A 13,815-nucleotide genomic window follows, 5' to 3' on the forward strand; every position below is an offset into this window, starting at 1 on the left:
TTACTCATCCTTCCTTAGTGATCCCTTCAGGATAAACCACGCTGTTTTTGGCAATAACAATAGGATTATCCGGCGTACCCTCCAGCTTGGCTCCTTTCATCACATAAACATGCTTGTCCAAAATGACATGTTTGAGCGTCACGTCTTCTTCAATGCAGCTGTCCTGCATGATGATTGAGTCCTCAATAACTGAGCCTTTCTCAATCGATACTTTTCTGAAGATAACAGAGTTCCGGACAGTCCCGTATACTTCACAGTCATTAGCAAACTGGGCGTTCTCGATGACTGCCTCTTCTCCGTAATAAGTAGGAGCGGAGTTCTTTGCGCGCGTTCTTACCGGATCTGCACGGTAGAACAAGGCATTGAAATTATCCTGATCCAGCATATCCATGTTGGCGTCAAAGTAGCTCTTGACGTCTTCGATTACTCTAAGATAGCCGGTATATTCATAGGCATTGACAGATTCATTGGAATCCAGAGTGAACTGAATGAAGGTATTGACGCTGATGTCCATGTCATGCTGCTTGGCTCGGAAAAGATAGTCAAGAAAAACCTTCTTACTGAGTAGCATCATTTCCATATTCACATTGAGCTTGGTACCGGAGGCCATACCTGAGACCGGCTCAATCCCTTTAACGGTATCTGTTTCTCCATTATTCAAATTCAAGGCTGTATAAACAGTATCTTCAACCAGCTCTTCACGGTTCACCTGCTTGTAAACAACTGTGACCTGGCTATTTTTATCTTCATGGAAGTGCAAAACAGATTCCAGCTGAATATTGGACAGGAAACTTGAGCCCATCATAACTACATACTCGGCTTTGGAACGGGTCACATAATTGTAGTGGTCTTCGTAATAGAACTTGTCATATTTTGATTCGACATTCTGATCAGATTTCAGCTTTACCTGGGAATGGGTGAACACCCCCCCACCAGCAAAAGAATCCAGGCCCCAAGTCGATCCTGAACGGATGTGATCATAAAGCGAATGTCCGGATCCCGCAATAAACAAAGCAGCTGAAACTGCTTCAGCATTATACAGGCTGGAAAACGGGAAATCGATCAATCGGTAACGGCAAGCGAAAGGCAGTGACGCCACCGGTCTTCTATCGGTCAGAGGTTTGAGTTTGCCTGTGTGTTCAACTAAATTTAAAATCGGTGCCAGTCTATTTCTCATCTGAATACCCTCCTACTTCTTCTTTATATCCGGCGACAGCTATGTCAGACTCCGTCCCGATTAGCTCGGCATCATCATAAATATGAGCCCCTTCACCTATAATCGCTTTTTCAATCCGGACATTTTCCCCAATTACCACATTAGGCATAATCACAGAATCAGTGACCACTGAACCTTTGCCTACTTTTACATTGTGCGAAAGCACAGAATGGTTAATTTCACCTGCAATATAACAGCCGTCTGTAATCATGGAGTCACTTACTTTGGCCGTTTCCGTCAGGAACTGAGGCGTTGTATTCGGATTTTTTGAATAGACACGCCACTTGCGGTCACGGATGTTCAGTTCATGTTCGGGATCAAGAAACTCCATGTTGGCGCTCCATAAGCTTTCAATCGTCCCGACATCTTTCCAGTAGCCTTCAAATGAATAGGCATAAATAGACTCGCTGTTTCTCAGATAAGCTGGAATCACATGGTGTCCAAAGTCTTCCATCTGCCTGTTCTTGGACTGATTATCAACGAGATACTGCTTCAGTCTTGGCCAGTCAAAGATATAAATACCCATTGAAGCCAGATTTGACTTGGCGTTTTCAGGTTTTTCCTGGAACTCGATGATCCGGTCTGTACGGTCCGTATTCATAACGCCGAAACGTGACGTTTCCTCCCAAGGAACTGGCATGACTCCAACGGTCAATGAAGCGGCCTTGCGCTTGTGATAGTCCAGCATTTTCTCATAATCCATTTTGTAAATATGATCTCCGGAAAGAATTACAACATAATCCGGATTTTTCTGATCGATATAGTCTATGTTCTGATAGATTGCATGTGCAGTTCCTTTAAAGAATTTCTCTCCGTCCACACTGGAATAAGGCTGCAATATTGTTGCTCCGCCATTGTGACGATTTAACCCCCAGCTTGAGCCGTTACCCACGTGTGTATTCAATACTAGCGGCTGGTACTGTGTAACAACGCCCACATGATTGAATCCTGAATTGGCACAGTTCGACAGTGCAAAGTCGATGATACGGTAATTGCCTCCAAATGGTACAGCTGGTTTGGCAATCGTCTTTGTTAACTTCCCGAGCCTGGAACCTTGTCCACCAGCTAAAATCATAGCAACTGTTTCTGTTTTCATTCTTTTCGGAAGTGTCCGAAGACCTTCCTTCCCTCCTTGAAAAACAAATTTTTAATGCAAATACTCACTTAGTTGTCTTTATTTGCTTTTTGGTACACCGTAAACTCTTTTTGGTTTGAACACGGTCACACTCAATGCCGGCAGGATCACGTCGATACTGTACGGCTGGTTGTGACAAGGGGTCTCAATGGTCTTGACCGTTCCCTGCGATTCTGTCCAGGTCCCACCCAGTGCGTCCCATTCCGTATTCCAGACTTCTTCGTACTGCCCTTTGAAAGGAACCCCGATTGTCACTTGCTGCCTTTCAACAGGAACGAAGTTACAAAGAATAATCAGAAAGTCTCTTGGATTTTTTCCTTTACGAATAAAATACAGCACAGTCTCATCCGCATTCTCGGCACTCAAAAGCTCAAGTCCCTCAGGTGAATGGTCGTGTTCCCAAAGGGCACGATGTTCCTTATAAAAGGCATTCAGCTGCTTTGTAAAGTCAAGGTGACGAGCATTCATATCGTCACTCAGACTTCCCCACTCCAAACCATGATCAAATTTCCACTCTAGATATTGTCCAAATTCCGCTCCCATGAACTGCAGCTTTTTGCCCGGATGGACCATGCGGTAAGTTTCAACTGTTCGCAGACCAGCAAACTGATTATAGCGGTCACCGTGCATTTTATTCATCATCGACTTTTTACCGTGTACGACTTCGTCATGTGAAAAAGGCAGAACAAAATTCTCGTTGAATGTATACATGAAAGAGAAAGTAATTAAATTGAAATGATCTTTTCTAAACAGCGGATCCATCTCAAAGAATTTCAATGTATCGTTCATCCAGCCCATGTTCCACTTGTAATTAAATCCCAGACCGCCTTCGTGTACCGGTTGGGTTACCTTTTCCCAGGCCGTACTTTCCTCGGCCATCATTAAGACATCCGGATGTCTTTCAAATACTTTAGTATTGAGAAGCTGAAGAAATTCAACGCCTTCCTTATTGACATTTGTTCCTTCATCGTTTGGTGTCCATTCCCCGATATCATAATCCAGATAAAGCATATTACTGACAGCGTCCACTCTTAGACCATCGATATGGAACTGCTCAATCCAGAAAAGAGCATTGGAAATAAGGAAACTTCTCACCTGACTTTTTCCGAGATCAAAATTTAAAGTCCCCCAGCGATTATTGTCCGCACGCTGCTGATCGGCATATTCAAACTGTGGTGTCCCGTCATAGTAAGCCATTCCATATATGTTGCGGTTAAAATGTCCTGGAACCCAGTCCATCAGCACACCAATATTGGCCTGGTGAGCTGCTTCCACAAAGTCCTGAAACTCTTCCATCGTACCGAATTTAGAAGATAAACCAAAGAAGCCGGTCGCCTGATAGCCCCAGCTAGCATCCAGCGGGTGCTCAACTAGAGGCATAAATTCAATATGCGTATAGCCCATTTTCTTTACAAAAGGAATCAGCTCTTCCTGAAGTTCTCTGATTGTATACCACGAACCGTCTTCATGATGTTTCCAGGAACTCATGTGCACCTCATAAATGTTCAACGGACGGCTGTATATTTCCAGTCGTCTTCTGTTGGCCATCCATAAACCGTCTTTCCACTGCTTATTCGGAAGATCTCTAACAACCGAGGCATCGCCTGGCCGTACTTCAAAAGCATAGGCATAAGGATCGATTTTGTAGGCTTCTGTTCCGTCTGCCTGTACAATTTTGTATTTGTAGTGCTGCCCTTCTTCAGGTCGCTTATCTTCAATCGTAAATATCCCCGTATCTCCGAGTGGATGCATTAGATCCAATTCCGACCAGTGATTAAAATCACCCACTAAGTACACTGCTTGCGCATTGGGAGCCCATACCGTAAAGCGGTATCCCTCCATCGACTTGCTGCATCCCATTGTTAAGTAACTGTCATACTGCGTGCCTTCATTGAACAGATATGAGGCTTCCATCAAAGCTGCTTCAGCTTCAGACACATGCTGCCTATCTCCCATAATTTATCCCCCTTTATGTAAATCACCCTTCACTTGCATTGTTATATAATAGCGGCATCCCGCTAATCTTATTGTAACTCAGTCCTCATTGATTACCAAGTTATTTCTCTTATAATCTCTGAGTAGTCTGGTAAAAATAAAGCGCTCTACATCCTGCGACCGATGACTTTATTTTTTTAAAATGGTATGATAAGAATGTCAAGAGGTAACCATGAACTGTTTTGGGGAGGAGGAATTTTACAATGGAAGGAATCCTATTAGGACTAGGTTTTATTGGTATCGCACTGGCTGTCCTGACGCCTTTGGCAAAAAGCGGGACAGGCCTAACACTTGTCAGCTTAGCTGTGTACTTCTGGTTTATCGGCATTGAAACGTGGTTACCGGTTATATTGTTCACTGCTGGTCTACTATTGATAGTATTCGAAATATTTGTACCTGAGTTTGGTTTGTCTGGTATTGTCGGAATGGTTTTACTTGTATCAGGACTGTATCTGACAATTGGAGATATTACTCAGACTGTCAGAGATTTAAGTTTGTCTGTTGTCATTACTTCAGGTGTTGTCTTTTACCTTGTCAAAAACGGTTATTCACTCACAAATGTGAACAAACTGATTCTGCAGACAAATTTACAGGGACTGACTAGCAAGAGTGAGTCAAAAGAGAGCCGAACAGCCGTTTCGGCGGGACTTGAAGGCCTGGCACTCACTCCACTGCGTCCGTCCGGAAAGGCCAGTTTCGACAATGAAGGACATGTCTATGACGTTCTGAGCATCGACGGTCATATTGCTCAAGATACACCGGTGATCATTGATAAAGTAACAGGAACTAAAATCACTGTCAGAAAAAAATAGAATAGATAGGAGTAATAGATATGGATATAATAGATAATGGTTTTATAGGAATTATCGTAACAGCCGTGCTTATCCTTGTTTTTATCAGCATTTTCCTGAGGTTTGTGCCCGTCGGTCTTTGGGTAACGGCATTTTTCTCCGGTGTTAAAGTCAGCATCGGAACTTTAGTTGGAATGAGATTGCGCCAAGTGAGTCCTCATGCTATCATCCGCCCGCTGATTAAAGCCACTAAAGCCGGCTTAAACTTGAGCACCAACGAACTGGAAGCACATTTTCTGGCTGGAGGGAACGTCAATGCTGTTATCGACGCTCTGATTGCTTCTCACCGAGCTGATATTGAACTTGAATTTGAAAAGGCAGCTGCCATTGATCTTGCTGGACGGAACGTATTTGAAGCTGTTCAGGTATCGGTTAATCCAAAAGTGATTGTTACACCAGATATCGCGGCAGTCGCAAAAGACGGGATCGAAATCATCGCTAAAGCTAAAGTCACTGTCCGTGCCAATATAGAACGTTTAGTCGGAGGGGCCGGTGAAGACACCATCATTGCCCGTGTCGGTGAAGGAGTCGTGACAACTGTCGGTTCTGCTGACAAACACTCCGATGTGCTGGAAAATCCGGATATGATCTCTAAAACAGTTTTAGGAAAAGGTCTGGACTCGGGTACTGCGTTTGAGATTCTGTCGATTGATATAGCTGACGTTGATGTCGGACGTAATATCGGAGCAAAATTACAAACTGAACAGGCAGAAGCAGATAAAAATATTGCCCAGGCCAAGGCAGAGGAACGCCGTTCGATGGCGATTGCCCAAGAGCAAGAAATGCGTGCTGAAACCCAAAAAATGCGTGCTAAAGTGGTTGAAGCGGAAGCTAAGGTTCCTCTTGCCATGTCTGAAGCCCTTAGAAATGGTAACATTGGCGTGATGGATTATTATAAAATGAAAAACATCAATGCGGACACAGATATGAGGACAGCGATCTCTGATCAGTCAACTGAAGAAGAAGAGTGATTTAAATGGGGTATATGATTAGTTTCATCATACAGCTGTTTGTATTTTTCCTGATTGTCTCAAGCATTGGTACCCTCTTCGTTAAAGCAACCAAATCCACTGCAGTTGAACAAAATTTAGACTCGGATCCTGCCGCTAACGATAATGAACGGGTATCGAACAACCGTGATCACCTGTCTGATCAAAGAAGAAACAAACGTCCAGACAGGCAGAAGCAACCCGATAGACGAACGGCTAGAGAACGGTATAGCAGAGGTCACACTCAAAAGGCCATGAAAGAAGTTGTGACCCTCTCGCCTACCAAAAAGAAAAGAAAAGTGAGAGGTCAAAAAGGGCTGAATCGAAAAAACCTGAAACAGGCGGTTATCTACAAGGAAATTTTAGATAAGCCCCTGTCCATGCGTGACGAATAAAAAAAGTGACGAGCCCCTCCTAAACGGAGGACAGCTCGTCACTTTTTTTATCTTTTTCTTCTTCAGTAAAGAAAGCCCGTTTCAACTCTATCAGATCTTCTATATCATGAAGCAGCTGAAACAGGAAAGCCCTACTTTCAAATTCCTCTCTAGTTTCAGGTAATTTAGAGGTCCGGAACTGATTGTATAAATTTCTGATTGATTCGAGCAAGACCAGGCCCGTGTTTTTTTCACTCAGCTGATCGGCCGTTTCCTGAAACATCTCAGCCAATATGCTCGCCTGAGATGTTTTAAGTTCTATATTATTGAGGGAACGAATCATTTTTTTTACAAGTATGAACTGCTGTTCACGCATATGCAGATACCGTATATGATAGTCGTTCTTGCTGAAAAGCTGGTTATCATATTCATTGAGGGCTTTCTGCTTGGTCAGGCGAAGCTGATCTTCAGCCTCTCTGATTTCTTCCATTACACCCTTTTCCAGTTCTTCGCCCGACAGACGTCTGGAAATGCTTCTGAGTGTAGACCTCAAATAATAATCAATAAGAGCTTTTTCACGCACAAGTTCGCTCTTGTATGATGGCATCCACAAATTCAGCAGTAAAGCTGCCAAAGCTCCAAGAAACATCAGCATAAAGCCATTGTACTGCCAGGCTAAACCAATACTCTGAGCACCAATAAAATGGGTGACTAAAACCGAACAGGGGGCAATCCCTGACTGCAGACCAAAGCGGTAAGCGATGGGCACGTAAAAAAATAAGTATACTCCAAAAGCAGTAACCGTAAACCCCATATAGTAAAACACGATTGAAGCAATGGCAAAGGCCGTTACTGTCGAGGCTAGCCGCTTAAAGGCTGTAATAAACGAGGCCCTTTTTGTGTCCAGCAGACTCAGGATGGCTATAATCCCAGCCGCCAGAGCATGTTCAAGCTGCAGCATATTGGCTGCATAAATAGACAGCAAGGTCGCCATGACCATTTTAAACGTCCGTTCTTTTAGTGTCATCAGCTGACTGTCCTTTCATTCTATTATTTTACATTATGACCGGTATAGCTACAGGGTACCGGAGCGAATAATCGACACAAGCAGCCACAACCCCATGATACCGGCTCCTATAAATATAATAATGGCAAAAATGGAGACTCCTGCGCCTTCAGAGAGGACAAAGATGACCGAAGAAGCCAGGATCAGCGCTGCAATAATGAGTGCGAAGACTAGCCGGTTCACCATTTTATTAACTTCCCGCCACTTTTCCTCAAAATGCACCAGATCAATGTGAACCATCATACGTCCATTATTCAGTGTATCCAGTGCTCTTTTCAATGTTGAAGGAAGCCTGAAGGAATCCATAGCTAACTGATACATGCCGACTTTCAACTTTTCTTTGGAAAAAGAATCAATCAGACTAATATCGTTGCTGGATTTGATATAAGTCGAAGCAATTTCCATGATATTAATGTCCGGATGCAGATCACTTACCACACCTTCGATGATTGTCAGTGACTTGGCCAGCAAGATAAAATCATTAGGCATGACCATTTTGTATTTATGCGTAATGTGCAGTACATCCGAGAAAAAAGTACTGAGGTCAATCTGGCCGAAACTTTTTGAAATATAGGACTGATAAAAGTCATGTAAGTCTTCACTAAAAGCAAAGCGGTCCACTTTTTCTTTAGTGATAGCCATCTGTAGCAGTAAATTGATCAGCTGGTCGATATCCTCAAAAACAATAGCCCGCATCAGCTTAATCAGGCTGTCTTTAACTGAGTCGGACAGTTCCCCTACGATACCAAAATCGATAAACACGATTTGTCTGTCTTTGATGACTATGTTCCCTGGATGAGGATCGCCGTGAAAAAAGCCGTCCTTGAAAATTTGAGATAAAAAGGAGTAGACTATTTTCTCTCCAATATCTTTTTTGTCATAACCTTCTTCACTGATAGCTTGAGCGTCGAGCCCTCTTATGCCTTCAACATATTCTTCCACCAGTACTCGTTTTGACGTATACTGCAGCATCGGTCTAGGTGCAGCAACTGCTCCCACTTCTTTGTTGTAACGTCTGAATTGAACCAAGGCCTGTCCTTCGTTTCTGAAATCCAATTCTCTTTTGGTTGTTTCTTCAATTTCCTTGAATGCCGATTTGACATCTACGAGCATCTCTTTGACGCTCTCAGGTGCAACGGAGACAACTCTGGAAAAAAGCTGAATATCTCTTAAAAGATTTTCCTCAATTTCAGGCCTTTGGACTTTGATCACAACTTCTTCACCTGAATAAAACCTTGCTCTATGTACTTGAGCCACAGACGCACTAGCAAGTGGAGAAGGATCGACCCATTCAAATACCTCCTCCAGCTTTTCTCTAAAGTCTTCTTCAAATATTCTCCTCATATCGTCAAAGGGAAAAGGAGGCGCATCATCCCTCAGCTTAGACATTTCTCTAATATAAGACGGCGGAAGCAAATCCTGACGTGTAGATATAATCTGGCCGATCTTAATAAAACTGGGACCCAGTTCTTCAAAAGCCAGCCTCAGATTTTCTGCATCAAATTCCTTGTGTTTTGTTCTAACCCGCGTACGGTATATATGTCCGAATCCGTAAGACGTCAGCACACTTCCAATTTCCGTCAATCGTTCTCTGTTACTTTTCATGTATGTGCCTCCTTTCTTAAACATGGTGAAAGAGGTGCTGACCAGAATTTCGATCAACACCTCTCCTTTTTATGATTCTGTTGATTTATCTGTGAGTTTGCGCTCTAGCTCTTCGACTTTTGATTCGAGGTCTTCAATATCTTTTCTCTGAGCAACATTCATTTCCAGCAGAATGGCTTCAAGTGTTTCCTTTTCTTCTAGAGAAACCTCTCTGTTTTTTCTCTGGATCAATTCTTCCGTCAGTTTCTTACCTTCAGCGACAGTTAATTTTCCACGACTGACCAGCTTGTCGACCTGTTCAACAGCTTTGTCCAAGGCAATGGCAGTAGACCCTACCCCTACCAGCAGTGCTTTTTTGATTTCATCTATCATGTGAAGAACCCCTTCCGTATTGATCTTACAAAAACAGTATACCATCCATCAAAAGAATTGTCAGATAAAAACAATAGACTGTCGATAGACCTTAGAATTATGGCAAGGGGTTACCGGCCTGGCGGTAGATGCTATACCAGTCTTCACGGCTGATTGTGATGTCCGATGCAGAGGCATAGTTTTCGAGGCGTTCGGGATTCATCGTGCCTAGGACAACCTGCATCTGGGCTGGATGCCTCAATAACCAGGCAATCGCCAGTGCCTCTGGATTTGTGTCATATTTTGCAGCTAAACGCTTCAGTTCTGTGTTTAATTCAGGATAGGCGGGATTATCTAGAAAAATACCCTTAGGCCCCTGAACCGGTGACCAAGGCTGGATTGTGATGTCATGGAGTCGGCAGTAATCCAGAATCCCGCGGTCATGGTCAACCGACTGCGCTTCTTTTGTGTTGACTTGAACCCCGGCATCAATCATACCTGTATGAGTCACACTCAGTTGCAGCTGGTTAACCGATATAGACTGCCTGACATGCTTCTTTAGCAGCTCAATCTGATAGGGACTATGATTGCTCACACCAAAGTGCTTGACCTTTCCCGCTTTGTGTAAGTCATCAAAGGCCTGTGCAACTTCTTCCGGCTCAACAAGAGCATCGGGCCTGTGAAGAAGAAAGGTATCCAGATAATCCGTATCGAGGCGTTTAAGTATGCCGTCTACCGAATCAGTCAGGTGCTGTCTGCTGAAGTCGTAATAGCCTGACCGGATTCCCGCTTTAGACTGCAGAACAATATCTTCTCTACTGAACGAAGCTGTCTTGAGCGCACGGGCAAAGATTTCCTCTGAAGCTCCTTTACCATATATATCTGCATGATCATAGAAATTGATGCCGGCCTGATAAGCTGTTTCGAGCACACCTACAGCCTGCTGCGTGTTTAGATCGTTCATTCTCATGCATCCAAGGGCCACTTCTGACACATTGACACCTGTTTTCCCAAGTTGGATCGTCTTCACTTCTTTTCCTCCTATAGTATGAATAGGTCTATTTTACTATCTAAAGATAGCGTTTACCAGACCTGCGAGGGAGTTAATTCATCGTTTAAAATATCTTTGTGTCAGAATTGTGTCAGATTGATGTCGTTCATTAATTTTTAATAGTTGTGTCAAAAAAGTGTCAAAAAGTGTTGCATTTTTTTAATCTTAGTCTTAAAATAGGTATTGTAACAAATCGTTCACATTTTATCCTTGAATTTGTACATAAAATGCGCGAGCGAAATTTTTCTAAAGGAGTCGTGACGAAATGATTACATTGTATGTGTCACCCAGTTGTACCTCTTGTCGAAAAGCTAAAGCATGGTTGGAGGAGCAAAATCTGGAGTTTAATGAAAAAAACATTTTCCATGAACCTTTGACTAAACAGGAAATCAAGCAGATTTTGAGCTTGACTGAAGAGGGGACCAGTGAACTCATCTCCTACCGCTCGCAAGCTTACCAGGCCTTGACTAAAGACATCGATGACCTTTCCCTCAACGAACTGCTGGAACTGTTTGAGCATCAGCCGAGTCTTATTCGCCGACCTATCATCATGGATGACCGTCGTCTTCAGATTGGTTATAATGAAGAGGAAATTCGCTGCTTCCTTCCGCGTAAAGTTCGGGCACTTGAGCTAGCGGAAATTCACCGTAAGTTATCTGTAGAAGAATCAGCATAATAAAAAGAGTAGAGACTTTTGAGCTGGCCCACAGACGTTAGATTTTTCAGATCTAACATCTATGGGCCCCTATAGTTCTCTACTCTTTTCTAGTTTCCATAGTAGCCTTCGTTATACTCTTTTTCTGATTCATTTTCCTGCTCTGCTGCCCGCTCATTTTCGTATTTTCTGATTTCCTCACAGCTCTCTTTATCTTCCGATTTTATGTCTATATTTTCGTTGCCTTTGGCTGCTTTCTGATCCGATTCTTGGTTATTTGCTATTTTCCCCAATATCTCTTCCTGATACTGATCTTCCGTATAGAGAAATACGCTGTGAATGATTTTTAAAATCGGTCTCATCAGAAGAAAAAGACTGGCAAAAATATAAAGATACATGGGCGCAGTTTCCATTTCTGTGAACGTCGCCAGCAGACTGCCAACAAGATAAAGCATTCCTGTCAGTAAATCGTTCCCTAAAGAAATGATAGTATAATAATTTTGGAAATAAACACGGAAGCCTCCAGCTTTTATAATGATATCTTCATCTTTACCGGGAGTCAGGTCGTGTTGTTTTTTTTCTATTTCTGGCATGTATGGATCCTTTCCGGTTAAACCTGTCTTTACTTTGTCAACCACTTACATATTATCATTATATTAGTTAAAGATGAAACTTTTTAACTAATTTCAGTTTAACTTTTTAATTACATTCATTACTGCTCTACGTCAATATCATCAAAAAAAAGTGTACCCCCAAAGGGAGTACACTTTTTTAGCTGGCTTAGCCAGCCAAGTGCAACTTGTCCAAAGAACAAGTGAGAAAAATTGGTTCACAGCCATTTTTCTCCGATACCAACTTCCTGTTGTGATGCAGCGCATCTGTATCCTGCAGAAGTCTCCACATCATGTGGAGTACCTCGACTCATCGCATAACCAATATTCTACTGCATAGATAACCAGATGTCAAGCTTTTCCTTTGATAACAGTATCCAGCCAAGCCTGAGCTATCACTGCATGACCAGCGAGGGTAGGGTGGATACCGTCCTCTCCAGTGTAATAACTGAAGCCATTTCTGATCCCGCAAGCATTAAGCAAGCCGTCCAAGGGAACCAGTTCTGTCTGATACTCCCTGGCCATCTTACGGATTACTTGAATTCGGGGATCAAGATCCTGCCGCCAATGGACCCGATCCTTAGGGTAAGGAAGTACAAAGGGTTCCATTAGTATGACTCGAGCATCCGTTTGCTGGTGCAGTGACTTGAGCAAAAAACGATAATTGGATTCAAATGCATCCAGTTCTTTTTGGAGCATCGGCTTCTGTTTGTTCTGATTCTGAAGCGTGTCATTGATACCAATCAATACAGTAACAATATCTGGATTGATCGCTAGGCAGTCTTCTTCCCAGCGGTCTTTCAAATCGATTAAACGGTCTCCACTCACCCCTCTATTCAGACAAGTCAGGCGTTTCTCGGGATACAGGCGTTTAAGATGAGCAGTAATCAGGAGCGGATAGGCTTTACCCATGTCTTTTCCATCCTCTTTATTTCGATCACCATCTGTTACGCTGTCTCCGATAAATAAAAGCCTATCATTTTTATTTATGTTCACTGCGCTTCCTCCCTATAAAGTTAAGCATCCTTTTGCTCGATTCTTTGCAGATAGTTATAGACCGCACCAATCAGGTTGGCATCATTTTTAAAATCACAGGTGTCAATGACAGGTGTGAAAATGGAAAATTCATGCCCGCCAAATTGTTTTTCATATTCAACTTCCAGTCGTTCAACGAGACCTTCCATACTGGACACCCCACCTCCAAGGATGATCTTCTCAGGATCAAAGGCATAAGCTAAATTGTGTAGTCCAATCGTCAAATATTTGAAAAAGGTATTCACTTCTTCTAAAGCGACTGTGTCCCCCGCTGTTGCCCGTTCAAACACTTCTTTTCCGTCTACTTCTTCCGGATCAAGTCCATTTCTTTCAGCATAACGACGAGCCACACCGACAGCCGTACCCACACTACTGAAAATTTTATCTTCACCCAGCAACATGTAACCAAATTCTCCCGCAGACAAATGCTGTCCCTGCTGTACTTTTTTATCGATAATCACTGCTCCACCTATGCCGGTACCTATGACCACAAAGAGTACATTACTGTTGTACCGCGCTGCCCCTTTCCAAACTTCTGCCAATGCAGCACAATTTGCATCATTCTCAAAACTAACCGGCAGACCGAAAGCTGCTTCCAGTTCATCGTATATAGGGAAAAAATGCAGATACCTGACTGCACTCATGCCCTCAATCTGTCTCCCCTGCTGATTAACCGCACCTGGAGCTGAAAACGCAACTCCCTCAAGCTCATACACTCTCTCCACAAACTGCTTGATCCCAACGAGCTTGTCTTTCATTTCTATCCAGGTTTTAGGGGTCCGGAATTTATCCTGGCCTACCAGAGATTCGTTGACCCAGACTCCATACTTGACTGCTGTACCCCCTATATCAAATGCCAGAATTGCCATGTTTTTCCCTCC

Annotated in this window: 14 protein-coding genes; 4 read left to right on the forward strand and 10 right to left on the reverse strand. The window is 43.1% G+C overall.

The genetic code is table 11. The features are described from left to right. Positions 1–4 precede the first annotated feature (4 nt). The 3 genes from glgD to glgB all read right to left on the reverse strand — a co-directional run bounded on the left by glgD (position 5) and on the right by glgB (position 4,307). Positions 5–1,177 (reverse strand): glucose-1-phosphate adenylyltransferase subunit GlgD, encoded by a 1,173-nt coding sequence (gene glgD / locus ADIAL_RS04645; protein ID WP_051503723.1) that lies wholly within the window; start codon positions 1,175–1,177, stop codon positions 5–7. Then, complete coding sequence (locus tag ADIAL_RS04650; protein WP_034300694.1) at positions 1,167–2,312, reverse strand: glucose-1-phosphate adenylyltransferase; 1,146 nt, start codon at positions 2,310–2,312, stop codon at positions 1,167–1,169. Before ADIAL_RS04650 ends, glgD begins: the two co-directional genes overlap by 11 nt. Before the next feature lie 78 nt (positions 2,313–2,390). After that, complete coding sequence (glgB, locus tag ADIAL_RS04655) at positions 2,391–4,307, reverse strand: 1,4-alpha-glucan branching protein GlgB (protein WP_034300697.1); 1,917 nt, start codon at positions 4,305–4,307, stop codon at positions 2,391–2,393. A 242-nt stretch (positions 4,308–4,549) separates the two neighbouring features. Between glgB and ADIAL_RS04660 the strand changes: the two genes are divergently transcribed. From ADIAL_RS04660 to ADIAL_RS04670, 3 genes are read left to right on the forward strand one after another with little or no spacing between them, the layout of a single operon-like run. Continuing rightward, the gene (locus ADIAL_RS04660) at positions 4,550–5,158 is read left to right on the forward strand and encodes an NfeD family protein (protein ID WP_034300700.1); all 609 of its coding nucleotides are present in this window, start codon (positions 4,550–4,552) and stop codon (positions 5,156–5,158) included. A gap of 20 nt (positions 5,159–5,178) precedes the next feature. After that, the gene (gene floA, locus ADIAL_RS04665) at positions 5,179–6,168 is read left to right on the forward strand and encodes a flotillin-like protein FloA (RefSeq protein ID WP_034300702.1); all 990 of its coding nucleotides are present in this window, start codon (positions 5,179–5,181) and stop codon (positions 6,166–6,168) included. Between the two features lie 5 nt (positions 6,169–6,173). Beyond that, positions 6,174–6,581 carry a hypothetical protein gene (locus ADIAL_RS04670; RefSeq protein WP_034300704.1) on the forward strand — a complete coding sequence of 136 codons (408 nt, stop codon included), beginning with the start codon at positions 6,174–6,176 and terminating at the stop codon, positions 6,579–6,581. Between the two features lie 19 nt (positions 6,582–6,600). Here ADIAL_RS04670 and ADIAL_RS04675 read toward each other — a convergent pair whose 3' ends face one another. From ADIAL_RS04675 to ADIAL_RS04690, 4 genes are all read right to left on the reverse strand, one after another. After that, on the reverse strand, positions 6,601–7,587 hold the full coding sequence (locus tag ADIAL_RS04675; protein WP_034300706.1) for an aromatic acid exporter family protein: 987 nt from the start codon (positions 7,585–7,587) through the stop codon (positions 6,601–6,603). 48 nt (positions 7,588–7,635) lie between these two features. Further along, on the reverse strand, positions 7,636–9,231 hold the full coding sequence (locus ADIAL_RS04680; protein WP_034300708.1) for an ABC1 kinase family protein: 1,596 nt from the start codon (positions 9,229–9,231) through the stop codon (positions 7,636–7,638). A 69-nt stretch (positions 9,232–9,300) separates the two neighbouring features. Beyond that, positions 9,301–9,603, reverse strand: coding sequence for a phasin family protein (locus tag ADIAL_RS04685; protein WP_034300711.1), 303 nt, complete (start codon positions 9,601–9,603; stop codon positions 9,301–9,303). A 97-nt stretch (positions 9,604–9,700) separates the two neighbouring features. Further along, complete coding sequence (locus ADIAL_RS04690) at positions 9,701–10,612, reverse strand: aldo/keto reductase (RefSeq protein ID WP_034300713.1); 912 nt, start codon at positions 10,610–10,612, stop codon at positions 9,701–9,703. A 286-nt stretch (positions 10,613–10,898) separates the two neighbouring features. On the opposite strand from ADIAL_RS04690, the gene spx reads away from it, so the two are divergent. After that, on the forward strand, positions 10,899–11,309 hold the full coding sequence (gene spx, locus ADIAL_RS04695; protein ID WP_034300715.1) for a transcriptional regulator Spx: 411 nt from the start codon (positions 10,899–10,901) through the stop codon (positions 11,307–11,309). An 89-nt stretch (positions 11,310–11,398) separates the two neighbouring features. On the opposite strand, the gene ADIAL_RS11030 is transcribed toward spx, so the two are convergent. From ADIAL_RS11030 to ADIAL_RS04710, 3 genes are all read right to left on the reverse strand, one after another. Further along, entirely contained in the window at positions 11,399–11,881 is a 483-nt protein-coding gene (locus ADIAL_RS11030; protein WP_051503724.1) for a YrhK family protein, read from the reverse strand. Between the two features lie 369 nt (positions 11,882–12,250). After that, entirely contained in the window at positions 12,251–12,895 is a 645-nt protein-coding gene (locus tag ADIAL_RS04705; RefSeq protein WP_034300718.1) for an SGNH/GDSL hydrolase family protein, read from the reverse strand. A 20-nt stretch (positions 12,896–12,915) separates the two neighbouring features. Then, entirely contained in the window at positions 12,916–13,803 is an 888-nt protein-coding gene (locus tag ADIAL_RS04710) for an ROK family protein (protein WP_034300721.1), read from the reverse strand. Positions 13,804–13,815: the final 12 nt, after the last annotated feature.

This window comes from Alkalibacterium sp. AK22, from assembly GCF_000585255.1.
In the GTDB taxonomy this organism is placed as follows: domain Bacteria; phylum Bacillota; class Bacilli; order Lactobacillales; family Carnobacteriaceae_A; genus Alkalibacterium.